Origin of the sequence: Pseudomonas umsongensis (assembly GCF_002236105.1) — a bacterium.
GTDB classification, from domain to species: domain Bacteria; phylum Pseudomonadota; class Gammaproteobacteria; order Pseudomonadales; family Pseudomonadaceae; genus Aquipseudomonas; species Aquipseudomonas umsongensis.
Genome location: NZ_NIWU01000001.1, coordinates 1,625,072 through 1,649,393, shown reverse-complemented (window position 1 = coordinate 1,649,393; position 24,322 = coordinate 1,625,072). Strand labels below are relative to the sequence as shown.

Below are 24,322 nucleotides of genomic sequence, written 5' to 3'. Positions count from 1 at the left end.
GTGGGTCGCCGCGATGGGCCGTCCCTGGCCCAGCGCGGCTAAACCGGCGTCCTGCCGGTTTACCCACTGCGCAATGCCTGCGTTCGGCCAGCGTGGTTAACGGGGCACCCAAATCCAAAGCAAAGCGAGGCGGCCTGACAGCCGACCTGACTTTTCCAGATATCCCCAATCCACTGTGGGAGCGAGCCTGCTCGCGAAAAATGTCCAGACAACGCGTTCATCCAGAAAGGGCGCGTTATCGTTGACGACCATCGCGAGCAGGCTCGCTCCCACAGGGGGAATGCGAACAGACCTGCGATCAGGTCGGCTGTCAGGCCGCCTCGCTTTGGCTGTTGATTTGGCTTTTGATTTTCTTGCCCCATCACGGCGGGCTCTGTAGGAGCGAGCATGCTCCGGGCGGCGTTCCGACGAAAAACCTGAGAGCACCACGGGGTGTCAGGCTTCCCGCGTCATCGTTGACCTCCATCGTCGGAACGCCGCCCGGAGCATGCTCGCTCCTACGGGCTTCTCCAAGTGACTCGCCGTAAGGGCGAAACCCTAAGTGGCCGTTACCGCAGCAACGGATATACCTCCAATCCAAACATTCAATCAAACCAGATATTTACGAAACCACCCCAGCGTCCGCTCCCAGGCCAGCTTCGCCGCCGCCTCGTCATAACGCGGCGTGGAGTCGTTGTGAAAGCCATGGTTGGCGCCGGGATAGATATAGGCTTCATAGGTCTTGCCGCCGGCCTTCAGCGCCTGCTCATAGGCGGGCCAGCCTTCGTTGATGCGCGTATCCAGTTCACCATAGTGCAGCATCACCGGCGCCTTGATCCGGGGCACATCCTTGGCGTCCGGTTGTCGGCCGTAGAACGACACGGCGGCGCCCAGTTCCGGGTAAGCCACGGCTGCCGCATTGGTGACGCCACCGCCATAACAGAACCCGGTGATGCCGACTTTTCCACTGGCGTCGGGATGCTTCATCATCCACTCGACGGCGGCGAAGAAGTCATTCATGAGCTTTTGCGGGTCGACCTTTTCCTGAAGTGCACGGCCCTTGTCGTCGTTGCCGGGGTAACCGCCGACCGAACTCAGGCCATCCGGGGCGAGGGCGATGAAACCGGCCTTGGCCAAGCGCCGCGCGACGTCCTCGATGTAAGGGTTGAGCCCGCGGTTTTCATGGACGACCACCACCGCCGCGACCTTGCCGGCGGCTTTTGCCGGACGCACCAGATAGGCGCGCACCTGCCCGTTGCCCTTGGGAGAGGGGTAGGTGACGTACTCGGCGATGATGTCCGGGTCGGTGAATTCGACCTGTTCGGCAAGGGCGTAATCCGGGCTCAGGGACGCCAGCAGCGCACCAGCGGTCAAGCCACCCAGGGTGAACAGCGCGGCGCGGTCGAGAAATTCGCGCCGGTTGATCAGGCCATGGGCGTAGTAGTCGTAGAGTTCCAGCAGTTGCGGGGAAAAGTCTTTTGCAGTGAGACGGGGCATCGGTGCGCTTCCTCTTCGGCGGATTGATGGTTCTTGCAGCGACATGCCCTGTGGTCAACCGAGGCACTGCGCCCCGGCTTTCGCCACTTGTGCATCCTGCTCGGCCTTGACCCCGGACACCCCGACCGCGCCGATCACCTGGCCGTCGACCATGATCGGCACCCCGCCTTCGAGGGAGGTCAGCAGCGGGGCCGACAGAAAGGCCGTGCGCCCGCCATTGACCATCTCTTCATAGCCTTTGGATTCACGCCGCCCCAGGGCCGAAGTGCGGGCTTTTTCGAGTGCGATGTAGGCGCTGATGGGCGAGGCGCCATCGAGGCGTTCGAGGGCCAGGGGATGTCCTCCGTCATCGACCACGACAATGGTCACCGGCCATTGGTTGGCCTGGGCTTCGGTGCGCGCGGCAGCGAGGATCCGGCTGATTTCGACCTGGCTCAGGACGGCTTTGCGGTTCATGGGCGTTCTCCAGTGGGCGTTATTGGGACAAGGCGTCTTCGACCAGTTCGATCCAGTGCCGAACGGGGGTGCGACCCGCGCCGTCGAGGTGCGACTGGCAACCGATATTGGCGGTGACGATGACTTCGGGGTAGCCGCTTTCCAGGGCATTCAACTTGTTGTCGCGCAGCTGTCGGGCCAGTTCCGGTTGGGTCAGCGAATAGGTGCCCGCCGAACCGCAGCACAAATGGCTGTCTGGAACAGTGGTGAGGTTGAACCCCAGGCGGATCAGCAGCTTCTCCACCGCGCCGCCGAGTTTTTGCGCGTGCTGCAAGGTGCAGGGGCAATGGAACGCCACGCGGTGGGCGTTGTGGATGCCCAGTTGTTCCAACGGTTCGTCGCGCAATACTTCCACCAGGTCCCGGGCCAGCGCGCTGACCTTTTTCGCCTTGTCGGCATAGGCTGGATCGCGTTCGAGCAGGTGCCCGTAATCCTTGATAAAGGCACCGCAACCGCTGGCGGTTTGCACGATGGCCTCGGCGCCTTGTTCAATACCCGGCCACCAGGCGTCGATGTTGTGCCGGGCCCGATCGAGGCCAGCCGCCTGGGCGTCCAGGTGATAATCCACGGCACCGCAACACCCGGCCTCGCGGGCCGGCATGACGCTGATGCCCAGCCGGTCCAATACCCTGGCGGCAGCCACGTTGGTATTGGGCGACAGTGCGGGCTGCACGCAACCTTCGAGCATCAATACCTGCCGGGCATGGCGGGTGGCGGGACGCTGCTTGGGCACCGGGAGGTTGCGCGGCAGTTTGCCCTGCAGCGTACCGGGCAGCAGCGCGCGCAGTGTCTGGCCACTGTTGACCAGGTGTTTGAACAGGTCCGGATGCGGCACCAGCTTGCGCAGTCCCTCGCGCAACAGGCGCTGGCCAATCGGACGCGGCACCGCTGCATCGACCACGGCGCGACCAATGTCCAGCAAATTATGGTAATCGACCCCCGAAGGGCAGGTGGTCTCGCAGTTGCGGCACGACAGACAGCGATCCAGGTGCAGTTGGGTCTTTGCCGTGACTTCGTTGCCTTCCAGCACCTGCTTGATCAGGTAGATGCGCCCGCGCGGGCCATCGAGCTCATCGCCGAGTAACTGATAGGTCGGGCAGGTAGCGTTGCAAAAACCGCAGTGCACGCAGGTGCGCAGGATGCTGTCGGCTTCTTCGGCGCGGGGCAATCGGCGGGCGCGTTCGCTCAAGGTGGTCTGCATGATTCATAACTCCGCGTACAGGCGTCCGGGGTTGAAGATGCGCTGGGGGTCGAGTTGCTGCTTGAGGCTCTGGTGGTAACGCAGCAGCGCGTCGGGCAGTGGCTGGAAGGGCGTGTCCGTGAGCCCGTGGCTATAGCAGGTGACGTGCCCGCCAGCCTCGGCGACGACCTGGCGAATGAACGTTGCCCGGGCATCGGACTTGAGCCAGCGCTGGGCGCCGCCCCAATCGATCAGTTGCCGACCGGGCAGGGACAGGCGCGGTGTGTTGTTGGGCACGGACAGGCGCCACAGTGGCTGGTCTTCATCGAAGAACGCCAGGCGCTGTTCGTTGAGATCGGCCCAATACGAAGCGTCGAGCACCTCGCCACCCAGGCGATCGTGGGCCGCCGCCACCGAGCCTTCGCCGCCCTCGAGCCGCAGGTGCAGGCACTCGCCGTCATGACAGGCGGCGCTGATTGGCAGCGGTTGCTGGCCCCATTCCGCCAGGCGCAGCAAAGCTTGCTCGACGTTCATTTGCAGGCTGATGCTCAGGGCCTGCCGGGGCTTGGGCAGGACCTTGAGCGAGACCTCGGTGATCAGGCCCAAGGTGCCGTAACTGCCGGCCATCAGGCGCGACAGGTCGTAACCGGCGACGTTTTTCATGACCTCGCCACCGAAACGCAAATGCTTGCCCAGCCCGGTAATCACCCGCGTACCCAGCACGAAATCCCTCACCGACCCCGACCACGGCCGACGCGGCCCGGACAGCCCGCAAGCGATCATGCCGCCGACGGTGGCGTCATCGCCGAAGGCCGGCGGTTCGCAGGGCAACATCTGCTGCGCGGCGTCCAGCACGCTTGCCAGTTCCGTCAGCGGTGTGCCACAGCGCGCTGTGATCACCAGTTCTGTCGGGTCATAGCGGACAATGCCCCGGTGCGATCGTGTATCGAGTATTTCCCCCGCCGTCACGCGGCCCAGGAACGCCTTGCTGTTGGCGCCCTGAATCCGTAGCGGCGTGGCGTTGGCCAACGCCTGGTTGACCTGCTCCAGCAGCGCTGTGCTGTCATCGAGATCAGCAGGTGGGTGCATCAGAAACGCTCCAGGTCGGGGAAGGGCAGTTTTCCTGCGTGCACATGCATGGCACCAAACTCGGCGCAGCGGTGCAGGGTCGGTATGTTCTTGCCGGGATTGAGCAGTCCGCCGGGGTCGAAGGCCGCCTTGACCGCATGGAACAGGGTCAGCTCATCGCTGTTGAACTGCGCGCACATCTGATTGATCTTTTCCCGGCCTACGCCGTGTTCCCCGGTAATGCTGCCGCCGACTTTCACGCACAGCTCGAGGATCTTGCCGCCCAGGGCCTCGGCGCGATCCAGTTCGCCCGGTGTATTGGCATCGAACAGGATCAGCGGGTGCATGTTGCCGTCGCCGGCATGGAACACGTTGGCTACTCGCAGGCCGTATTCGGCCGAGAGTTCGGCGATGGCCTTGAGCACGCCCGGCAGTTCACGACGCGGGATGGTGCCGTCCATGCAGTAGTAATCCGGCGACAGGCGGCCCACCGCCGGAAAGGCGTTCTTGCGTCCGGCCCAGAAGCGCACGCGTTCGGCCTCATCCCGGGCCTGGCGCACTTCGGTGGCGCCGGCCTGCTCGAGCACCTGGCGCACGCGGTCGCAATCGTCACGCACGTCGGCTTCGACGCCGTCGAGTTCGCACAGCAGGATGGCCTCGGCCTCCACCGGGTAACCGGCGTGGATGAAGTCTTCGGCAGCGCGGATGGCCAGGTTGTCCATCATCTCCAGGCCGCCCGGGATGATGCCGGCGGCAATGATGTCGCCGACGGCGTGGCCGGCTTTCTCCACGGAGTCGAACGCGGCCAGCAGCACCTTCGCGGACTGCGGCTTGGGCAGCAACTTGACCGTGACTTCGGTGATCACCCCAAGCATGCCTTCGGAGCCGGTGAACAAGGCCAGCAGGTCAAGGCCGGGGGAATCCAGGGCGTCGGAGCCCAGGGTCAGTTGTTCGCCGTCGACGGTGAGGATGTCGACCTTGAGCAGGTTATGCACGGTCAGGCCGTACTTGAGGCAATGCACGCCGCCGGCGTTTTCGGCGACGTTGCCGCCAATCGAGCAGGCGATCTGCGAGGACGGGTCGGGCGCGTAGTACAGGCCGAACGGCGCGGCGGCCTGGGAGATCGCCAGGTTGCGCACTCCCGGCTGCACCCTCGCGGTACGGGCGGCGGGGTCGATCTGCAGAATCTGGTTGAAGCGGGCCATCACCAGCAGCACGCCTTTTTCCAGGGGCAAGGCGCCGCCAGACAGGCCGGTACCGGCACCCCGGGCGACGACCGGTACCCGGCGTGCGTGACACAGGCGCAATATGCCCTGGACCTGGGTGATGTCCCGCGGCAGCACCACCAGCATCGGCGTGGTGCGGTAGGCGCTCAGCCCGTCGCATTCGTACGGCTTGAGTTCTTCCTGCTGGTGCAGGATTTCCAGGTCGGGCAACTGCGTGCGCAAGGCCTGCAACAGCGCGGCCTTGTCGACCTCTGGCAGAGCGCCATCAACGCGTTCATCGTAGAGAATATTCATAGTCGTTTTACGATACTCCGTTCATGAAAGCCCGGGCGATTGCCGTAATGCTGGGTCACTGTAGGAGCGAGCATGCTCGCGATGGTCGTCAACGATAACGCGTGTTTACTGACTAAACGCAGCGTACTTGAGTCCATCGCGAGCATGCTCGCTCCTACAGTGAACAGCATTTGGGTGATTGCCCGGGTTGTCCGATCAATGGCCGCCCACCACCATATTGCTGAACGGTGCGACATAGGCCTGCAACGTCACCAGGCCGCCGACCAGGATCGCCAGGACGATCGAGTGGAAAAACACATAGCGCAGGATTTCCCCTTCATGGCCATACCAGCGGGTGGCGGTGGAGGCAACGACGATCGACTGGGCGTCGACCATCTTGCCCATGACCCCGCCGGAACTGTTGGCGGCGGCCATCAACACCGGGCTGAGCCCCAGTTGCTCGGCGGTGACTTTTTGCAAGCCGCCGAACAGCACGTTGGACGCGGTGTCCGAGCCGGTCAGCGCCACGCCGAGCCAGCCGAGCAGGGTGCCGAACATCGGATAGAAAATCCCTGTCGCGGCAAAGGCCAGGCCCATGGTCGCGTCCAGCCCCGAGTAGCGGGTGAGGAAGCCCAGGGCGAGCATCGCGGTAATGGTGACCAGTGAGTAGCGCACCACCCACAGCGTGCGTAGGTACTGGTGAACCAGCTGCGGGATGGAGTAGCCCATCAACAGCCCGCCGAGAATCGCCGACAGCAGAATGCCGGTGCCAGTGCTGGTGAACCACGTGAACTTGTAGATCGCTTCTTCGGTTTTCGGTGCAGGCACTACGGGCGGAATCTTTTCGATCTGCTGGTGAATCGTAGTGAAAGTCAGGACCGGGGCGAAAATCGGATTTGCCTCGCGCAGCGGTTTACCCTGGGGATCCAGTTTGGCCGCGCTGGTGGCCGGATCGATCGCCGGGCGGGTGTCGAACATGTTCTTGAAGCCTTGGGTACCCCAGGCGAAAACGAAGACCGTGAGGATGATCCACGGCATCCAGGCGCGCATTACCGCGGGCTTGGCATCGCTGGCAAAGGCTGCGCTGGCGATCGGCTTTTCGTCATGCTCCTCGGCGATGGCCGAGTTATCGACGCGCCCGGACAGGGCGGCGGAGGTATGCACGGTGGCCGGTTTCCACACTTTGAGGAAACCCGTCAGGCAGGCCATGGAAATCAGCGCGGCGATCACGTCCACCAGCATCGGCCCGTGATAGTTGGACACGATGAACTGCGGCACGGCAAAACTGACCCCGGTCACCAGGATCGCCGGCCAGATTTCCAGCATCTTGCGCCAGCCGGCGAAGGCCCAGATCAGCCAGAAAGGCACGATTACCGAGAAGAACGGCAGTTGCCGTCCGACCATCATCGACAGCTCCATTTCATCGAGCCCGGTGACTTTGGCCAGGGTGATGATCGGCGTACCCAGGGCCCCGAAGGCCACGGGCGCGGTATTGGCGATCAGCGCCAGGCCCGAAGCGGCCAGTGGTGAAAAGCCCAGGCCGATGAGGATCGCCCCGGTCACCGCCACCGGCGTACCGAACCCCGCTGCGCCTTCGAAGAAGGCGCCGAAACAGAAGGCGATCAGCAGCAATTGCAGGCGGCGATCGTCGGTGATCCGCGCCAGGGAGTCCTGCAGCACTTTGAACGAGCCGTTCTCGGTGGTCAGCCGGTGCAGGAAAATGATGTTCAACACAATCCAGCCGATGGGCAACAAACCGTTGGCGGCGCCGTACAACGCGGCCGACCCCGCCATGCCGGCGGGCATGCCGAAGGCGAAAATCGCGATCACCAGGGCCGAGGCCAGGGCGAGCAGTGCCGCCAGGTGTGCCTTGACATGGAAGAAGGCCAGGGCTGCGAGCATCACCACCACCGGCACGGCTGCCATGAGGGTCGAAAGCACCGGGTTGTTGAACGGATCGTAGATTTGCTGCCAGACCATGTTCCACCTCTGCTTTTTTGTTGTTGGGAGTGCAGCCCCTTGGGGGGGAGGTGGCCTCTAGTATAGGTGCCATTGCGCCGCTGTCAGGGCGCGGTGGCCGTCGCCTCGATCAGCGCTTGGCAGGCGGCTGAGCTAGCATTGCCGATAGGTCGAAACCAACCGTGGGAGGGGAGCAGCAATGACTGAGCGCCATATCGAGCACAAGGAGACGCTTTCGAACGGATGCAGCATCAAGGTCAAGGCCGAGATACTGAAGGACGGCTCATTGGGAATGTTCATCGGTGTTTACCGGCCGGACGGCTCGGTCATTGACGAAAACCACGATCCAAAACCCCATATGCTGGACATGGAAGCAGCGATGGACTGGGGAATTGACATTGCCAAGGGTATCGGCAACAGCCAGAGAACCTTGTAACGCATGGCTGGGGATTGGCGATGCGATATTCGCGAGCAGGCTCGCTCCCACAGGGGAAATTCGATCAACTGTGGGAGCGAGCCTGCTCGCGAAGCGTTTGATTTTTAATGCTTGAACATCACATGCCGCACAACGGTGTAATCCTCCAGCCCATACATCGACATGTCCTTGCCATACCCCGACAACTTCTGCCCGCCATGGGGCATTTCGCTGACCAGCATGAAGTGCGTGTTGACCCAGGTGCAGCCGTACTGCAAGCGCGCCGACAGGCGATGGGCGCGGCCGACGTCGGCGGTCCACACCGAGGACGCCAGGCCGTAGTCGGAATCGTTGGCCCAGCCCAGCACCTGTGCCTCGTCACTGAATTTGGTCACCGACACCACCGGCCCGAACACTTCGCGGCGCACGATCTCGTCGTCCTGCTGCGCATCGGCCAGCACCGTCGGTTCGAAGAAGAAACCGTTGCCTTCCACGGCCTTGCCGCCGGTGACCAGGCGGATGTGCGGCTGTGCCACGGCACGCTCGACGAAGCCGGCGACGCGGTCGCGGTGTTGCGCGGTGATCAGCGGGCCGAGTTCGGTCGATGGATCGTCCTGCAAGCCGTACTTGATGCTGCTCACGGCGGCGCCGAGCTTCTCGACGAATTTCTCGTAGATGCCTGCCTGGGCATAGATGCGGCAGGCGGCGGTGCAGTCTTGACCGGCGTTGTAGAAACCGAAGGTGCGAATGCCGTCGACCGCGGCGTCGATGTCGGCGTCGTCGAAGATGATCACCGGGGCCTTGCCGCCCAGTTCCATGTGCATGCGCTTGACGCTGTCGGCGGTGCCGGAAATGATGTTCGCGCCAGTGGCGATGGAACCTGTCAGCGACACCATGCGCACTTTCGGGTGGGTGACCAGCGGGCTGCCGACGGTGGGGCCGCGGCCGAAGACCAGGTTGAGCACGCCGGCCGGGAAAATTTCCGCTGCCAGTTGCGCCAGGCGCAACGCGGTCAACGGCGTCTGTTCCGAGGGCTTGAGCACCACGGTATTGCCGGCGGCCAGGGCCGGGGCGATTTTCCAGGCGACCATCATCAGCGGGTAGTTCCACGGCGCGATGGAGGCGATCACCCCGACCGGGTCGCGGCGGATCATCGAGGTGTGGCCGGGCAGGTATTCGCCGCCGGCCGAGCCGCTCATGCAACGGCTGGCGCCGGCGAAGAAACGGAACACGTCGGCAATCGCCGGGATCTCGTCGTTGAGCGCGGCGCTGTAGGGCTTGCCGCAGTTGTCCGATTCGAGCTTGGCCAGCTCTTCGCCGTGGGCCTCGATGGCGTCGGCGAGTTTGAGCAGCAGCAGCGAACGTTCCTTGGGCGGGGTCTGCGACCAGCTATCGAACGCGGCATCGGCGGCGCGCACGGCGGCATCGACCTGGGCTTCGCTGGCCTCGTTGATTTCCACCAGCACGCGCCCTAGCGCCGGGTTGAACACCGGTTGGGCGGGGCCTTCGCCGGTGAGCAGTTGGCCGTTGATCAAGAGTTGGGTTTGCATGACATCGTCCTCGTCAGAACTGTTGTTATTTCCCCTGAAGAAACCGATTCAAACTGTGGGAGCGGGCTTGCTCGCGAAGAGGCCATCACATTCAATATTGATGCTGGCTGATGCACCGCTTTCGCGAGCAAGCCCGCTCCCACATTGATTCGGTTTCCACAGTGGGTATTGGGTTGTCAGATCGCTGGTTTGTTTACCGCAGCACCGGAAAGCTCACCACCCTTGGCCAGCGGCTTGGAAAACTTCCACGCATCCCCCGCCGGCGCCGTGCCCTTGTCGTAGGGCTTGCCCAGCAGCATGTAGACCAGGCCCGCACCCATCACCACCAGCGTGGTCAGGATCATCGAATAGTTGATGTACCAGGCTGCATCCGGCGAGCGCGGCCAGACCATGTTGACGATGGCGCACACGCCATAGACCAGTGCGCCGAGGTTCACCCAGAGGCCCCAGGCCCCGAGGGTGAACTGGCCGTTCGGGCGCCAGCCCTTGGCGCGGGCGATCAACGCGGCAACCACGATCAACTGGAAGGCGACGTAGATGCCGATCGCAGCGAAACCGACGATCGTGGCCACCGCATCGGCCATGAACATCCCTAGGCAGACGATCGCTGCCGGCACCAGGCCGCTGACCAGCAGCGCGAACGACGGCACATGGTTGGCCGACAGGCGCTTGAACAGCGAACTGCCGACGATCATCTCGTCCCGGGCATAGGCGAACAACAGGCGGCTGGCGGCGGCTTGCAAGCTCAGCACGCAGGAGATGAACGACACCATCACCACTGCCATCACCAGGCGCGAACCGATCGGGCCGAAGGCATTGGCCAGGATCGTGGCGACCGGGTCGGTGTCTTCACCGGCCAGCACTTTGGCCATGTCCGGCACCGACAGGATCAACGCCAGGCACGCGAACATCGCTGCCGCACCGCCGATGTAGATGGTCATGCGCATGGCCTTGGGAATGCGCTTGCCCGGGTTCGGGGTTTCTTCCGCGACATCGCCGCAGGCTTCGAAGCCGTAGTACTGGAACAGGCCAGCCAGGGAGGCCGCAAGGAAGGCCGGCAGGTACGAGCCGTTTACCTCAAGATTGAAGGTGTCGAACAGCACGCTGATCGGTTGATGACGCTCGAAGATCAGCAGGTAGCCGCCGACCAGGATCGCGCCGACCAGTTCGCAGAGAAAGCCGAACATCGCTACCCGCGCCAGCAATTTGGTGCCCACCAGGTTCAGCGCGGTGGACAGCAGGATGATTGCCAGGGCGATAATGATGTTGGCATCCGGGCCGGGATTGAAGCCGAGCATGATCGCCAGGTACGGACCGGCACCCACCGCAACCCCGGCGATGGTTGCGCATAACGCCCAGGCATAGACCCAGCCGACCATCCACGCCCAGCGCTTGCCCACCAGGCGACGGGCCCAAGGGTAGACACCGCCGGAAATCGGGAACTGCGATACCACCTCGCCAAAAATCAGGCAGACCAGCATTTGCCCTGCACCGATCAGCAAGTAAGACCAGAACATCGGCGGGCCGCCGGCGGCCAGGCACAAGCCGAACAGGGTGTAGACCCCGACGACGGGTGACAGGTAGGTAAAGCCCAGGGAAAAGTTCTCCCACAGACTCATGCTGCGATTGAAATCCGAGCTGTAGCCGAGGGCGCGCAGTTGTTCCGCGTCCTGATCGGCGCTGCTTGCACGCGTGTTGGATGAGCCACTCATGTTATTTCCTCATTATCAATGGCAGTGGATTAGTGCTGGCGGGTTGACCCCGCCGTTGCTCCTGTGGAGCTTGTTGTTATCAGGTTGTCGCCGACCCTATGTGGGAGCGAGCCTGCTCGCGAAAGCGGCTTATCAGCCAACATCAATGTTGAAGGTGATGGCCCCTTCGCGAGCAGGCTCGCTCCCACAGGGACTGAAGGTTCAGGCTTGTTTTTTTGTCTCGCTCTCACGCCCATCGTCGTACTGCGACAGCCACTCCACGGCAGCATCGCGATACCGGCTGAATCCCTTGTAATCGACCAATTGCTGATTCAAATCACGCAGCACCCGATGCATGCGCCGCGCCCATGCCGGGTTGGTGGCGATGTCTTCGAGGCTGAGCAGGTAGGTGCGGATCGGAAAGACAATCGCGTTACTGCGCGGCAAGCGGTGCAGCGGTTGCAACTCGATGCGCAGGTACACCAGCTTGCCGGCGTTTTCGGCCGTCACGATGGTTCGGTCTGGTGCCCATTCGGGCAGGCTTTCGGCCGATACTTCAAGGCGCGGGTTGACCGTCAGCGACCAGTTAAGGCGACGCACCGGGTGGCCGGTGCGCAGGCGCAGGAGGAATTTCAGGGCGCGGTCGAGCATGCCGATTTCCTTCACCAGCGGCACCGGGCCGTGGAATTCCTCCCAGCTCATGCCCAGGTTGAAGCGCAGCGAATAGTCGGCGCGTTGGGTGGCGATCCCGGCGCCCCAATACAGCGTACCGTCGCGTTCTTCCTGCAGTACCCAGTCGCCCTGGGCCTGGCGGGTCACGTATTCCATCGGCTCATACGGCAGGGTCGCCGGGTCGCCGAAGATGAAGTGATCGTCGATGTCCAGCAGGCGGTTGGTCCAGTGCCATTGGCGGCCTTCACGGGACAGGGTGAAGTACTGCGGGTAGTCGCGGGCGTAGGACTCCATGATCAGTTCCAGCAAGTCCCACTGCGCCTCCATCATGTGCGGCGCCGAGACGTAGTGCATGCCCGGGTCCTTCTCCAGGGTGATGGCGCGGTCCCGGCATTCGCTGATGTAGTGCTCGTCGATATCGAACGCTGCGCGGAAGGCGCCGTCGCCGACCGAGACATGGGGCTCGAGGTTCATCGAGTACATGTAGTCGTCATCGGGGAACGGGAAGGGCGCGCGGGCGATGGTTTCCGGGCTGTTGGCGAAGGTGTAGTCGTCGCGGTAGGTTTCGTCGCGGTTGAATTCGATAGTCATTGTTATGTCTTCCGTCGATCAGAGGTCGATGACCAGGCGATTGCATTTGGCGCGGGATACGCAGGGCATGATTTTCTTGCGGGCGGCTTTGTCGTCGTCCGACAGCCAGTCATCGCTGTGCAGCAGTTCGCCGTCGAGCTCCAGGACCTCGGTTTCGCAATGGCCACAGGCGCCGCCACGACACAGGTAAGGCATGCTGTAGCCCGCGGCCTCGACCGCTTCGAGCATGGTCTGGTCCGGCGAGACCTCGATGGTTGCGCCACTGCGACCCAGGGTGAAGCTGAAGGCTTCGCCGCCGCTGCTTTGCTCGAGGAAGCGCTCGAAGTGCACGTGACTGTCGGTCCAGCCCAGCTCGCGGGCACAGGCCAGGGTGGCGTCGATCATGCTGTCCGGACCGCAGGCGTAAACGTGACTGCCGAGCGGGCGACTGGCGAGAATCTGCCCGATGTCCATGCGCGCTTCGATGCCTTTGCGATACAGGTGGACCTGCTTGCCGTAGGTGTCCTGCAACTCTTTGCCCAGCTGTGCGTGTTCATCGCCGCGAACCGCGTAATGCAGTTCGAAGGGCACCTTGCTCAGGCGCAACTCTTCGAGTTGGGAGATTACCGGGGTGATGCCGACACCGCCGGCAATGAACAGGTGCAGGCGCGCCTGCTTGATCAGCGGAAACAGATTGACCGGTGGCGTGACCTCGATCAGGTCGCCTTCACGGACATTGTCGTGCAGCGCGATCGAACCACCGCGGCCGCTTTCTACCCGGCGCACGGCGATCTGGTAGCTGCTGGTGTCATAGGGCGAACTCAGCAGCGAGTAGGGGTTGCGCAGCGTATTGTTCGGGTTGGCGATGAGTACCACCACGTGGCTGCCACCGGAGAACGCCGGCAGGTGCTCGCCGGTCGGCGAAACCAGGGTGAAGCGCCTGATTTCCGGCGTCACCTCTTCAATGCGAGCGACGCGCAGGTTCAAAGTCCCATTGTTCTGGCTCATGTATCGAGCTCCTCGGCTGGGGGCAGTTCGCCCGGTACTTCGGCATCGGCCTTGACCGCCTGGAAAGCCGCCAGGCGTCGGGAGTAGTGGTCGCGCACCACCAGCGTGAGGCTGCATCCGGGACATTCGTAGACGCGTTGGGTGACGTTCTCGGTGTAGGTGTCGCAGTGCACGCACCAGACCCGACGCACCAGCGTGCCGGAGTGTTCGCGAAGCACTTCGTCGCGATTGAGGTCGTAACGGGTGGCCACCTGCATGGCGCTGCCGAGGAAGCTTTCAGAGCCGGCGAGGTAGAGGCGGGTGCCCATCCGCGCGTTGCCGAGCAGGTCATCAAGGGCGTCGATCAAGGCCTGGTTGCTGGCATACACACGTAGATCGTGACCTGGACGCTGCTGTAATTGGGCAAGGAAGTCCTGCCCGGAAAACGACTCCTGGGAGTACAGCAAGGTCACGGGCCGCTTCAGCCCGGCCAACTCGTCGAGCAAACGCAACATGGCGCGCCCGCCACTGCCTTGCCCGGCAACGATGTGCCGCAGACCTCCTGGCAGAGGTTGCAACCGGTCGTAGACCGGTCGACTTTTGATCCCGGTGATCAACATTTCTTGTTATTCCTCCTGGCTATCGGCTCGACGGGTGAAACGTCGGCACAGATGCAAAGCCCAACGATGGTGGGTTGCATAGCAGGAGCACAGGGCGTGCCAAGTCTTTAAGGTGTTGATTTTAAAAGGTTAAGAGTTTTTCGAGAGGAAAAGTGTAAGCAGAAATAACTATGGTTGTAGGCGTTTTTGCAGCGGTTTTTTGTAGGAGCCCGGCTTGCCGGCGATGGCGTCCTGACGGGCAATGGGAATTTTGTTGACTGCGTACATATCCATTCCTGCGGTAACGGCCACCTATGGTTTCGCTCTTACAGCGAGTCACTTGGAAAAGCCCCAAGTAACCAAGGGCTCTTGCCCCTGGCGTTCGGTGCCTCGCTAAGGCTCGGCATACCCTCGCTCCGGTCCTGCTCCGTGGGTCGCCGCGATGGGCCATCCATGGCCCAGCGCGGCTAAACCGGCATCCTTGCCGGTTTACCCACTGCGCAGAACCTCCACTCGGCCTCTCGAGGGGGCAAGAAAATCAAAAGCCAAAGCAACAGCAAAAGCGAGGCGGCCTGACAGCCGACCTGATTGCAGCTTTGTCCGCGATCCCATTGTGGGAGCGGGGGGTATCTGCAAAAGTCAGGTCGGCTGTCAGGCCGCCTCGCTTTGTTTTTGATCTGGGCGCCCCGTTAAACCACGATGGCCGAACGCAGGCATTGCGCAGTGGGTAAACCGGCAGGACGCCGGTTTAGCCGCGCTGGGCCATGGATGGCCCATCGCGGCGACCCACGGAGCAATGCCGGAGTGAGGGCATGCCGAGCCCTAGCGAGGCACCGAGTGGTGGGGCAAAGCCTTTTGGTTCCTTTTTGGCGTTTGAAAAAGGGACTCGCTGTAAGAGCGAAACCATAAGTGGCCGTTACCGCAGCAATGGATATGTACTCCATCCCCCCAGTCAATCCCGTTGCAGCTTGCGAATCAGCGTCCCTATATCAATCCCCAAATGCTGCGCAGCCTTACGCTTGCTCCCACACAAATGCACCGCGCGCAAAATCACCTGCCGTTCAAAATGCTGAACCTGAAGCTTGAGGTTTTGCTGAGGGTCGTCCGAGGCTTCATCCTGCACGACCGAGGGGGCTGACTGTTCCCGTGAACGCACCGGTTGGAGGAGTTCAGCCGGCAGGTGATGCTCCTGCGCCTCATCGTCAGCCAGCACCGCCAGGCGTTCGAAGATGTTCACCAACTCGCGAATGTTGCCCGGGAAGTCGTAGCTCAGCAGACGCTTGCGACACCCGGCGGACAGGCTCAGGGACGGTACGCGATCGCCATTGATTCGGCTCAGCAGGATGTCGATGAGAAACGGCAAGTCATCGCGGTGCTGGCGCAACGGCGGAATCTCCACCGGCAGCACGGCAAGACGATAATAGAGGTCGGCGCGAAACTCACCCATGTCCACCAGATGACGCAAGTCCTTGTTGGTGGCGGCAATCACCTGTACCTGCACGGATTTGCTCAGGGGCGAGCCGACCGACTGGATGGTGCTGTCTTCGAGAAATTTCAGCAGCTTGGCCTGTACGTGTAGCGGGATCTCACCGATCTCGTCGAGGAACAAGGTACCGCCGGACGCTGCTTCGATATAGCCTTGCTTGCCGCCCGCCAGGGCGCCGGTGAAGGCGCCGCGCTCGTAGCCGAACATCTCGGACTCGAACAGGCTCTCCGGGATGCTCCCGCAATTGACGTGGATGAACGGACGATCCCCCCAGCCAGCCGCACGATGAATGTGCCGGGCGATGGCGGTCTTGCCGACGCCGGGTTCACCCAGCAGCAACAGACGCGCGCGCCGGCGAAAAGCCCGCACGCCGGTGTCGGCGATGCTCGACAGCTGCGGTGACAGGTGCAGGGCGTTGTCCTGCGGATCACGCAGGCCTTGAGGCTCCGGTGGCCGGGTATTGAGCGAAGCCCGGCGCTGCGGCTGGCTGGCGTCGAAGTCTTTCTGGGTGAGCATCCTGAACGGTTTTTCGTAGGCCCCCGTGGGGATCGCGTGGGTACTGCTGAGCAGCACCCGGCCTTCCCGAGAGCGGGTCAACGCACTGTTGCCACCGCGGTTCAACGCTGCCAGCAAATCGTCGTAGTTCAACGCCGAGCGCTGGAAAAAATCACTTTCGGACAGCCCCACGGCCTGCTGCTTGGACAGGCGGTTGACGCGTTCGGCGGCCAGGTTGATAAAGCGCAATCGGCCCTCGCCGTCAGTGACGATCAGCGCTTCGCTGAAGCTGTCGAGCAAGGCATGCAAGGCCGGCGTTTCCAGCAGCGCGCCCAGCACTTCGCTGCTGACATTGACCGAAGAACGCATGCCCATCTGCAGCGTGGGTGGCAGGTTGGAGTCTTTCATGGGTGCAACTCTTGGGGGGTGCGAACGCCCTGGCATGCGCGAAACACCGCCACGCGCCAGGCCACGCCTTCGCGAATCAGGATGCGCGAGCAATGCACATTGAAGTTCAGGCTGCGCCCGCTCAAATCCGGTAGGGGCAGGCTGTGCCAGGTGCGTTCGGGCAAGGCATTGTCCAGCAGCAAGCGGGCGATACCGGCGCCATGGGTGATGCCGAAGGTGTCCTCGAAGGCTGCGTTGCGCCATTGCGGTTGCAGGTGTTCATCGATGACCAGCACTGCGTCAGGCACGGCATCGAAGACCCGGCGCAAGGCGTCGATGCGCTGCTCGGCATCGTGCTGCATGCGCAACTCCTGGCTGACGTCACGAATACTGCCCCACATGCGCAACAGCTGGCCATTGACGATGGTGGCCCGGACGTCGTTCTCCACGTAGGCAGGCGAACCATCGTGGCGGCGATCCACCGACAGTGCTCCGTCGACATGGAACCCGGCCTCGATCAGGCGTCGCACGAATTCTTCGTTGGCCGGGCTGCGCGGCCAGTACAGGCGCACCGGTTGCTGGTTGAAATCGACATCCGACGGCATCTCGTACACCTCGGCCATGGCCCGGTTGCACAGGCGCCAATGAGAGTCGTTTTCGAACACCTGGCGCACAATCTCATCCGGGGCATGGTTGATGTCCACCGCCTCGGCGAATTCGATGCACCAATAGGCGACCTTGGCGCTTTGCAGCATCTGGTTCATCACCTCATTGGCGTTATGCATCTCCCGCAACCGGTGCCCCAGTGTGCCCAGCGCAATCATCAACAGGTGCAGGCAGGCTGGTTGCACGTCACGCCATTGCAGCAAGCCGCTGGCAATCACAGGCAGCAGGCCGCCGTTGCGCCGTATTAGCGTCAGTTCCAGGCTGTGGACCAGCTCGTCCGCGGGCGGGTTGGCAAGCAGCGCCTGTACCGTGCGCAACGATTCGAGACTCAGTACACGTTCGATCGGCTGATTGAGCAGTTCTTCAGGTGCATAGCCCAATTGATCGCTCAGGCTGGAGGACAGGCTGAGCAGTTGTCCGTCGGCGGCAAAGGTACTGGTCAGGGGCTGGGTTTTGTTTGCCAGCAAATTCAGGATATCCATCGGTGGATCGGCTCGATTCGGCTAATGGGACCTGGGCACACAGTGCCAGGGCAATTTGACAGGGCATTTCGCATGCCAACTCAAAAACCATTGAACAGGAGGGCATACGCGCAACCGTGATGATCGAGTGCTGCGTTATTGCAGCATAATCGGCAAACCCGCAGCGTGTTGAAAAATCAATGGTGATGCGCAGGCGCTGGGCTGTCAGTGAAGGCGTGGGTAAATTCGCGTTCGCCATCAAGCCGGCTCCTACAGGAAAAAATCGATCTAAAAATACCGGCCCACACGCCGGTTGTTTTGCTAATCTGAGGTTGTAGGTGAAAACGCAGACTGATGCGCAAGCGGATAGCGAGGACGCGTGGGGCGCGCTCCGAAGGGTACACGGTTAGAAAGATCTCCGCGCTGAGATCCAGCCCTTATGCCGTGTGAAGCAGGACAGCGCTTATTGCTGTTGCTGTGGGAGTCCTGATAAACCTCGTAAGCCAGAGACCAGCGCTGGCCACCTACTTGGCTCTTGAAGCCGACTTGTGCAGCTGGATATATACAGCTAGCCAAGATCAAATGCCCCGAACTCCGGGGCATTTGTTTGTCTGTCATACCAGGTTGATCGTGACATCGATATTGCCACGGGTTGCCTTGGAGTACGGGCAAGTCTGATGCGCTGCGTCCACCAGCGTCCTGGCCAGTACAGGGTCCAGGCCCGGCAGGCTGACATTCAGGCGCGCCTGAAGGAAATAGGCATTGCCGGTATTGCCCAGGTCCACTTCAGTAGCAACGCTCACGTCAGCCGGCAAGCTCACCTTCAACGCAGTGGCTGCCTTGCCCATGGCGCCGATGAAGCAAGCCGACCAGCCCGCACCCAACAGCTGTTCCGGATTGGTGCCGCTACCGGAAGAACCGGGCGGGGATAGCTTGATGTCCAGGCGGCCGTCGTCGCTTCGCGATTCGCCTTGACGGCCGCCAGTGGTCACGGTCCTGCCGGTGTAAAGGACAGTTTCGATTTGATTGATCATGCAAGACTCCTGCTGAGGTTGGGGGCTTCAGTCCTGGCTGAAGTGCGACCCACCCACTGTTTCATCTTCATGTCATGGAAATGTGTCCTGAACCGAGGGATGTGTATCGCTGTGTACGTTCGCCGGCGATCAATACACATTGATACAAAACCTCAGGCTTTCACCCAGCGCTGGCGACTCCAGCTGCTCAGGGTGTCGACGGCAAACACCAACACCAGCATCGCGAGTATGACCGTGCTGGCCTGGGCTTCCTGGAACAGGCTGAGGCTGAGGTAGAGCATTTGTCCCAGGCCACCGGCACCCACGAAACCGAGCACGCTGGCCATGCGGATGTTGTTTTCCCAGCGGTACAGGATATAGGCCAGCAACTGCGGGAACAGATTGGGCAGGGTGCCGTAGCAGAACGCCCCTATGGCGTTGCCCCCCTGCAGGCGGATCGCATCGGCAGGTTCGGGCGGGGTATTTTCCAGTGCTTCGGCAAACAGCCGGCCCAGCACACCGGTCGTGTGCAGCGCCAAGGCCAGGGTGCCGGCATTGGGGCCGAGCCCGGCGGCCAGGACCATCAGCACCGCCCACACCAGCTCCGGAATTGCGCGCAAGGCATTGAGTATCAGGCGCGACAGTCCCTGCAACGGCCAGCCGAATCGACCCGCCGCGGGCAACGCCAGCAGCAAGCCGAACACTGTTGCCAACAGCGTGCCCAGGGCTGACATCGCAAGGGTTTCCAGCGCGCCGCGGGCAATGGCCTGCAAATGCCCCGTGCTCAGGTCCGGGCTGAGAAAGCGCTGCACATAGGCGGCCATCTGTTTCAGGTTGCCACTGGCGCCCAGTTCACCGAGGTCGATACCCAGGTAGCGGAACGAAGTGAGCACCGCGGTGCCGATGCACAGCACCAGCAGCAGGTTGAGCAGGCGCTTCATGCCAGCCTCCAGCGCAGCAGCCTGCTCAACTGATCGGCGAACAGCACCAGGACGAGGAAGGTCAGCAACAGGCTGGCCACCTCACCGCCGGCGAACATGCGCATCGACAGGTCGATTTGCTGGCCCAGGCCACCGGCCCCGACGAAGCCCATCACCACCGAAGCGCGAATAGCGCATTCCCACCGGTACACCGTGTACGACAACAATTCCGCCGCGACATTGGGCAGGATCCCGTAGCTGAATGCCGCCAGCCGACCACTGCCGGCTTGCAGCAACGCGTGGGCGGGGCGTTGGTCTACCGACTCGAAGATTTCCGCGTAGACCTTGCCCAGCATGCCACTGTAGGTAATCGCAATGGCCAGGACCCCGGCCGTCGGGCCCAGGCCAACGGCGCGCACGAACAGCAGCGCCCAGACGATTTCCGGCACGCTGCGCAGGAAAATCAGCACGCCGCGCACCGGCCAGCGCAGCAGTTGCCCCCACAGGCTCGGGCGACCGGCGCGGGACGCAGCCGACAACGACAGCGCGCGGCTGGCCAGCAGGCTGGCGGGGATCGCCAGGAGCAGCGCCAGGGCCATGCCGGCCGTGGCGATGGCCAGGGTCTGCAAAGTGGCTTGCCACAACAGCTCGAGGAATTCTGCGCCATGGGCGGGCGGCCAGAAGGTCGCGACAAAGCGACCCATCTCGCCCCGGTTGTCACTGGCCAGCAACACACTCAGGTCCAGTTCGCTCAAGCGCATGCCCGGCCACAACAGGGCAATCGCCAACAGGCTTAGGAGCAGGCGTGGTCGGGCGGCGGGGTCACGGGTGTCACGGCTCAGCATCGGGGAATCTGCACACTCAAGGGGAGGACCGGGGGCGGCGAGGGCTGCAACTGTTCGTTGGCGTAGAGTGCATCGAGCTGCTCGCGGTCGACGGCGCTGGCCGGCAGGTCGAACAGAATCTGCCCGTCACGCAAGCCGATGATCCGCGAGAAATGCGCCAGCGCCAGGTCCACCGCGTGCAAGCTGGCGACCAGGGTAACGGCATGCTCGCGCGCATGCTCGCAGAGAACCTTGAGCGTATGGCCGGCCAGCACCGGGTCCATGGCCGACACCGGTTCATCGGCCAGCAATACCTCGGGGGCCTGGTACAGCACCCGGGCAATGCCCACGCGTTGCAGTTGACCGCCGGACAATTGCTGGCACTGGGTGAAGAGCTTGTCGTGCAGGTCCAGCCTGGCCAATGCCGCGCGAGCCCCCGGGACATCCAGCGGATGCACCAGGTTCAACAGGCTCTTGCCCAATCCCCATTGGCCGATTTTTCCCGCCAGCACCGCAGTGATCACCCGCTGGCGCGGTGGCAGCGGCGGTGCTTGATGCACCAGGCCGATACGCGCGCGCAGGCGTTGGCGCTGGCGCGCCGACAGATGCCAGGGCTGTTCACCCAGCACCTGCAATTCGCCGTTGCCAGGGCGCAGGCCGGTGGCAAGGACGTTGAGCAGGCTCGACTTGCCAGCGCCGGACGGGCCGATGATGGCGACCTGTTCACCGGCTTCGATGTGCAAGTCCAGGCTGCGCAATGCCTGTACGCCGTTGGCGTGGGTGAGGCTGACCCGGGTCAGGTGCAAGGTCATTTGAGCAGGTCGGCGGCGCGTGCGGCTTCCTCGATGCCCTTGTAGTTCTCAGGCTTGGTCTCGATGAAACGGCTGGCAGCCTGCAAGTCCAGGATCGCTTTTTGCTCAGGGTTCGCCGGATCGAGGGCGAGGAAGGCGGCCTTGATCTTTGCCGCCAGGGCCGGGTCGAGGGTGCCGCGCACGGTCCAGTTGTAGTCGTAGTAGGCCGGGGTGGTGGCAAAGACCTTGACCTTATTGGTGTCGACCTTGCCGGCCTTGACCAGCTTTTCCCAGACGCTGGCGTTCAGCACACCGGCGTCGACTTTGCCCGCCTGGACCCAGGCAACGGTGGCGTCATGGGCACCGGAGTAGCCCACGCGACTGAAGAACGTTTCCGGCTTGATGCCGTCCTGCAGCATGAAATAGCGCGGCATCAAGCTGCCAGACGTCGAGGACACCGAACCGAAGGCGAAGGTCTTGCCCTTGAGGTCGGCGAGAGACTTGACGTTCGGGTCGGCGGTGATGAACTTACTGGTGAACTGGGCATCCTGTTCGCGCTGCACCAAGGGAATGGCATTGCCAGTCTTCAGCCGCGCCTGGACGAAGGTGAAACCACCCAGCCAGGCCATGTCGATCCGGTCAGTGGCCAGCGCCTCGACCACGGCCGGGTAGTCACTGACCGGCACGAACTCGACCTTCATGCCTAATTGCTGTTCCAGGTAACTGCCCAGGGGCTGGAACTTGCGTAGCAGTTCGGTGGGGGCTTCATCCGGAATGGCGCTGACCTTCAGGGTGTCGGCCGCCTGCGCCAGCAGGGTGGAAAGCGACAGGGTCAAGCCGACAGCCAAGGCCAGGGTGCGTTTGAGCATGGAAGTTCTCCGGTTCATTAGCGCAAATATGTGCAAGCGCCTGACACGCATGAATAGCCGTCAGGTGCTTGTTGAGGGTAGACGAAGTGCGGCGATTGTAAGGGTTACGGGCCATTGTTCCCACTACCCGTTTCCGGGTTTTGGGCTTGCAGCTGGCGCAGCAACCAATCGCTGAAGCTTCGCGCACTGTTCTCGCTATCACGATGGGTCAGCAGGGCCCAATTAGGTCCGCGGATGGTCGGTTCCACCAGCGGCTGCAGCAAGCCATTGGCACAGGCTTGCCGGCTTAGCAATTGGCTGACCAGCGCAATGCCGAGCCCCGCGCAAGCCGCATCCAGCAACAGACCGGGATCGGAGAAGTTCATCCCCTGATCCTGCTGGCCGACATCCATGCCGGCCTCCACCGCCCAGGCATCCGGAGCATGCCTATACATTCATCAACTTCGTCATGCGCCCAAGAACATGGCCGCCATCAGCAACACAACCCTGACATCTACATCGACGAAGCCACGTATGCGCGGCTGATTCCCGGCAAGGATATCCCCCAGGCGGACATGCGGGCGCGCATGCGTACCTGGACCAAATTCAAGACGGCCACCGCGCCCTGACGTCATCGACCACTGCCCGCACGGGTACAACGCTGTAGCGCAAGGCGCATCGGGATAACCCGATGCGCCTTGTGTCATTTGCTGGCATCGAGCACGACGCGGTAACGCGCCTTGCCACTGCGCAGGTGATCGATGGCCGCATTGACCTGGCTCATGGGAAACATCTCGACCTGCGGCAGGATCTGATGACGGGCGCAGAACTCGAGCATGGTCGCGGTGTTGCTCGGCGAGCCGACCGGTGAGGCGGACAGGTTCTTTTGTTGGGGAATCAGGTCAAATACATGCACCGGGATGGCGTTGGGCACGATACCGACGAAATGCAGGCGTCCTTTACCGCGCAGGGTCGCCAGCATGGCCGGCCAGTCGAGGTCGGCATTGGCGGTGACCAGGAGAAAATCCAGGCTGCCGGCAATGGCTTTCAAGGCGTCGCTGTCGGTGGAGGTGACGACCTTGTGCGCGCCCAGGCGTCTGGCTTCGTCCTCCTTACCCTTTGATGACGTGAAGGCAGTCACTTCACAGCCCCAGGCGTTGAGGAAGCGCAGCGCCAGATGACCGAGGCCACCGATGCCCACCACACCGACCCGGTCGGTGGGCTTGATGGCGAATTCCAGCAGCGGGTTGAACACTGTGGAGCCTGCGCAGAACAGCGGTCCGGCCATCGCCGGATCGAGACCATCGGGTATTGCCAGGGCCCAGGCCCAGTGGGAACGCAGTCGATCGGCAAAGCCGCCGTTGCTGCCGATGATGGTCGGCTGTGCGGTGCGGCACAGATTATGTGAGCCTTCGATGCACGAGGAGCAATGCATGCAACTGCCCTTGTACCAGCCAATACCCACCCGTTGTCCCACTTCGAGACCGTGCACCTGTGCACCCGCGCGCACGATTCGGCCCACCACTTCGTGGCCGGGGATGAAAGGGTAGTGGCTGATGCCCCAATCGTTATCGATCAATGACTGGTCGGAGTGGCAAACGCCGCAGTACTCCACGGCGACTTCCACCTCTTCTTGCCCCAGCGGGCCGGGATCATAGCTGTAGCGCTCCAGCGGCGCGCCCGCCGCGGTGGCGGCCCAGCCGGTAAAGGTGGTGAGTTCGGTGTTCTCGCTCATGGTGTACCTCCAGATCCAGGGAAAGGGGCGGCGCACAAGCATTGTAGGAGCTAGCCAGCGGTGCGGCGTGCAGACTTGTTGGCGAAGGCGTCCTGGCAGCTGACCTGGATTTTGTTGACTGTGCACCTATCCATTCCTGCGGTAACGGCCACCTAGGGTTTCGCCCTTACGGCGAGTCACTTGGAAGAGCCTGTAGGAGCGAGCATGCTCCGGGCGGCGTTCCGACGATGGTCGTCAACGATGACGAGGGCTATCTGAATGCCCGTGTTGTTCTGGCGTTTTTCGCGAGCATGCTCGCTCCTACAGGGCCCGCCGCGATGGGCCATCCATGGCCCAGCGCGGCTAAACCGGCATCCATGCCGGTTTAGCCACTGCGCAGAACCTCCACTCGGCCTCTCGAGGGGGCAAGAAAATCAAAAGCCAAAGCAACAGCAACATCGAGGCGGCCTTAAAGTCGACCTGATTGCAGATCTGTCCGCGATTCCATTGTGGGAGCGAGCCTGCTCGCGATGGACTTCCAGACAACGCATTCATC

20 protein-coding genes and 2 pseudogenes are annotated in these 24,322 nt (G+C 62.5%); 2 read left to right on the top strand and 20 right to left on the bottom strand.

The window, feature by feature from the left end; genetic code table 11:
- Positions 1–588: 588 nt before the first annotated feature.
- The 6 genes from yghX to PSUM_RS07240 form a co-directional block, all read right to left on the bottom strand.
- Entirely contained in the window at positions 589–1,476 is an 888-nt protein-coding gene (gene yghX, locus PSUM_RS07265) for a YghX family hydrolase (protein WP_020801338.1), read from the bottom strand.
- A 54-nt stretch (positions 1,477–1,530) separates the two neighbouring features.
- Complete coding sequence (locus PSUM_RS07260) at positions 1,531–1,932, bottom strand: heme-binding protein (protein WP_083349287.1); 402 nt, start codon at positions 1,930–1,932, stop codon at positions 1,531–1,533.
- Between the two features lie 19 nt (positions 1,933–1,951).
- Positions 1,952–3,172, bottom strand: a complete 1,221-nt coding sequence (gene glcF / locus PSUM_RS07255; RefSeq protein WP_033044510.1) for a glycolate oxidase subunit GlcF — start codon at positions 3,170–3,172, stop codon at positions 1,952–1,954.
- A 3-nt stretch (positions 3,173–3,175) separates the two neighbouring features.
- Positions 3,176–4,240: a glycolate oxidase subunit GlcE gene (glcE, locus tag PSUM_RS07250; protein WP_083349286.1), complete on the bottom strand. Its 1,065-nt coding sequence runs from the start codon at positions 4,238–4,240 to the stop codon at positions 3,176–3,178.
- Complete coding sequence (gene glcD, locus PSUM_RS07245; protein WP_020801334.1) at positions 4,240–5,739, bottom strand: glycolate oxidase subunit GlcD; 1,500 nt, start codon at positions 5,737–5,739, stop codon at positions 4,240–4,242. Before glcD ends, glcE begins: the two co-directional genes overlap by 1 nt.
- Before the next feature lie 195 nt (positions 5,740–5,934).
- Entirely contained in the window at positions 5,935–7,698 is a 1,764-nt protein-coding gene (locus PSUM_RS07240) for an L-lactate permease (RefSeq protein WP_020801333.1), read from the bottom strand.
- Positions 7,699–7,876: 178 nt separating this feature from the next.
- Between PSUM_RS07240 and PSUM_RS07235 the strand changes: the two genes are divergently transcribed.
- The gene (locus tag PSUM_RS07235; protein ID WP_020801332.1) at positions 7,877–8,113 is read left to right on the top strand and encodes a hypothetical protein; all 237 of its coding nucleotides are present in this window, start codon (positions 7,877–7,879) and stop codon (positions 8,111–8,113) included.
- 104 nt (positions 8,114–8,217) lie between these two features.
- Here PSUM_RS07235 and PSUM_RS07230 read toward each other — a convergent pair whose 3' ends face one another.
- The 13 genes and pseudogenes from PSUM_RS07230 to PSUM_RS07170 all read right to left on the bottom strand — a co-directional run.
- A complete protein-coding gene (locus PSUM_RS07230; RefSeq protein ID WP_083349285.1) occupies positions 8,218–9,642 on the bottom strand; it encodes a gamma-aminobutyraldehyde dehydrogenase in 1,425 nt (474 codons plus the stop codon).
- A 176-nt stretch (positions 9,643–9,818) separates the two neighbouring features.
- Positions 9,819–11,354 carry an APC family permease gene (locus PSUM_RS07225; RefSeq protein ID WP_083349284.1) on the bottom strand — a complete coding sequence of 512 codons (1,536 nt, stop codon included), beginning with the start codon at positions 11,352–11,354 and terminating at the stop codon, positions 9,819–9,821.
- A gap of 201 nt (positions 11,355–11,555) precedes the next feature.
- Positions 11,556–12,596, bottom strand: coding sequence for a heme-dependent oxidative N-demethylase family protein (locus PSUM_RS07220; protein ID WP_020801175.1), 1,041 nt, complete (start codon positions 12,594–12,596; stop codon positions 11,556–11,558).
- Positions 12,597–12,614: 18 nt separating this feature from the next.
- Complete coding sequence (locus PSUM_RS07215) at positions 12,615–13,583, bottom strand: PDR/VanB family oxidoreductase (RefSeq protein ID WP_083349283.1); 969 nt, start codon at positions 13,581–13,583, stop codon at positions 12,615–12,617.
- Positions 13,580–14,182, bottom strand: a complete 603-nt coding sequence (locus PSUM_RS07210; RefSeq protein ID WP_083349282.1) for a dimethylamine monooxygenase subunit DmmA family protein — start codon at positions 14,180–14,182, stop codon at positions 13,580–13,582. The genes PSUM_RS07215 and PSUM_RS07210 overlap by 4 nt, the downstream gene beginning before the upstream one ends.
- Positions 14,183–15,113: 931 nt before the next feature.
- Complete coding sequence (locus PSUM_RS07205) at positions 15,114–16,550, bottom strand: sigma-54 interaction domain-containing protein (RefSeq protein WP_033043092.1); 1,437 nt, start codon at positions 16,548–16,550, stop codon at positions 15,114–15,116.
- Positions 16,547–17,677 (bottom strand): PAS domain-containing protein, encoded by a 1,131-nt coding sequence (locus PSUM_RS07200; protein ID WP_020800830.1) that lies wholly within the window; start codon positions 17,675–17,677, stop codon positions 16,547–16,549. The genes PSUM_RS07205 and PSUM_RS07200 overlap by 4 nt, the downstream gene beginning before the upstream one ends.
- Positions 17,678–18,270: 593 nt before the next feature.
- Positions 18,271–18,690: an organic hydroperoxide resistance protein gene (locus PSUM_RS07195; RefSeq protein ID WP_083349281.1), complete on the bottom strand. Its 420-nt coding sequence runs from the start codon at positions 18,688–18,690 to the stop codon at positions 18,271–18,273.
- 152 nt (positions 18,691–18,842) lie between these two features.
- On the bottom strand, positions 18,843–19,610 hold the full coding sequence (phnE, locus tag PSUM_RS07190; RefSeq protein WP_083349280.1) for a phosphonate ABC transporter, permease protein PhnE: 768 nt from the start codon (positions 19,608–19,610) through the stop codon (positions 18,843–18,845).
- Positions 19,607–20,434, bottom strand: coding sequence for a PhnE/PtxC family ABC transporter permease (locus PSUM_RS07185; protein ID WP_020800826.1), 828 nt, complete (start codon positions 20,432–20,434; stop codon positions 19,607–19,609). The genes phnE and PSUM_RS07185 overlap by 4 nt, the downstream gene beginning before the upstream one ends.
- Positions 20,428–21,225 (bottom strand): phosphonate ABC transporter ATP-binding protein, encoded by a 798-nt coding sequence (locus tag PSUM_RS07180; protein ID WP_083349279.1) that lies wholly within the window; start codon positions 21,223–21,225, stop codon positions 20,428–20,430. The genes PSUM_RS07185 and PSUM_RS07180 overlap by 7 nt, the downstream gene beginning before the upstream one ends.
- Positions 21,222–22,073, bottom strand: coding sequence for a putative selenate ABC transporter substrate-binding protein (locus PSUM_RS07175; RefSeq protein WP_020800824.1), 852 nt, complete (start codon positions 22,071–22,073; stop codon positions 21,222–21,224). Before PSUM_RS07175 ends, PSUM_RS07180 begins: the two co-directional genes overlap by 4 nt.
- A gap of 104 nt (positions 22,074–22,177) precedes the next feature.
- Positions 22,178–22,483 (bottom strand): annotated as a pseudogene (locus tag PSUM_RS07170) (LysR substrate-binding domain-containing protein); the annotation flags it as partial.
- Between PSUM_RS07170 and PSUM_RS07165 the strand changes: the two are divergent.
- Positions 22,471–22,681, top strand: a pseudogene (locus tag PSUM_RS07165) (extracellular solute-binding protein); the annotation flags it as partial. The pseudogenes PSUM_RS07170 and PSUM_RS07165 sit on opposite strands and share 13 nt — an antisense overlap.
- Positions 22,682–22,755: 74 nt before the next feature.
- Here PSUM_RS07165 and ahr read toward each other — a convergent pair.
- Positions 22,756–23,787, bottom strand: a complete 1,032-nt coding sequence (gene ahr, locus PSUM_RS07160) for an NADPH-dependent aldehyde reductase Ahr (RefSeq protein WP_083349278.1) — start codon at positions 23,785–23,787, stop codon at positions 22,756–22,758.
- Positions 23,788–24,322 lie beyond the last annotated feature (535 nt).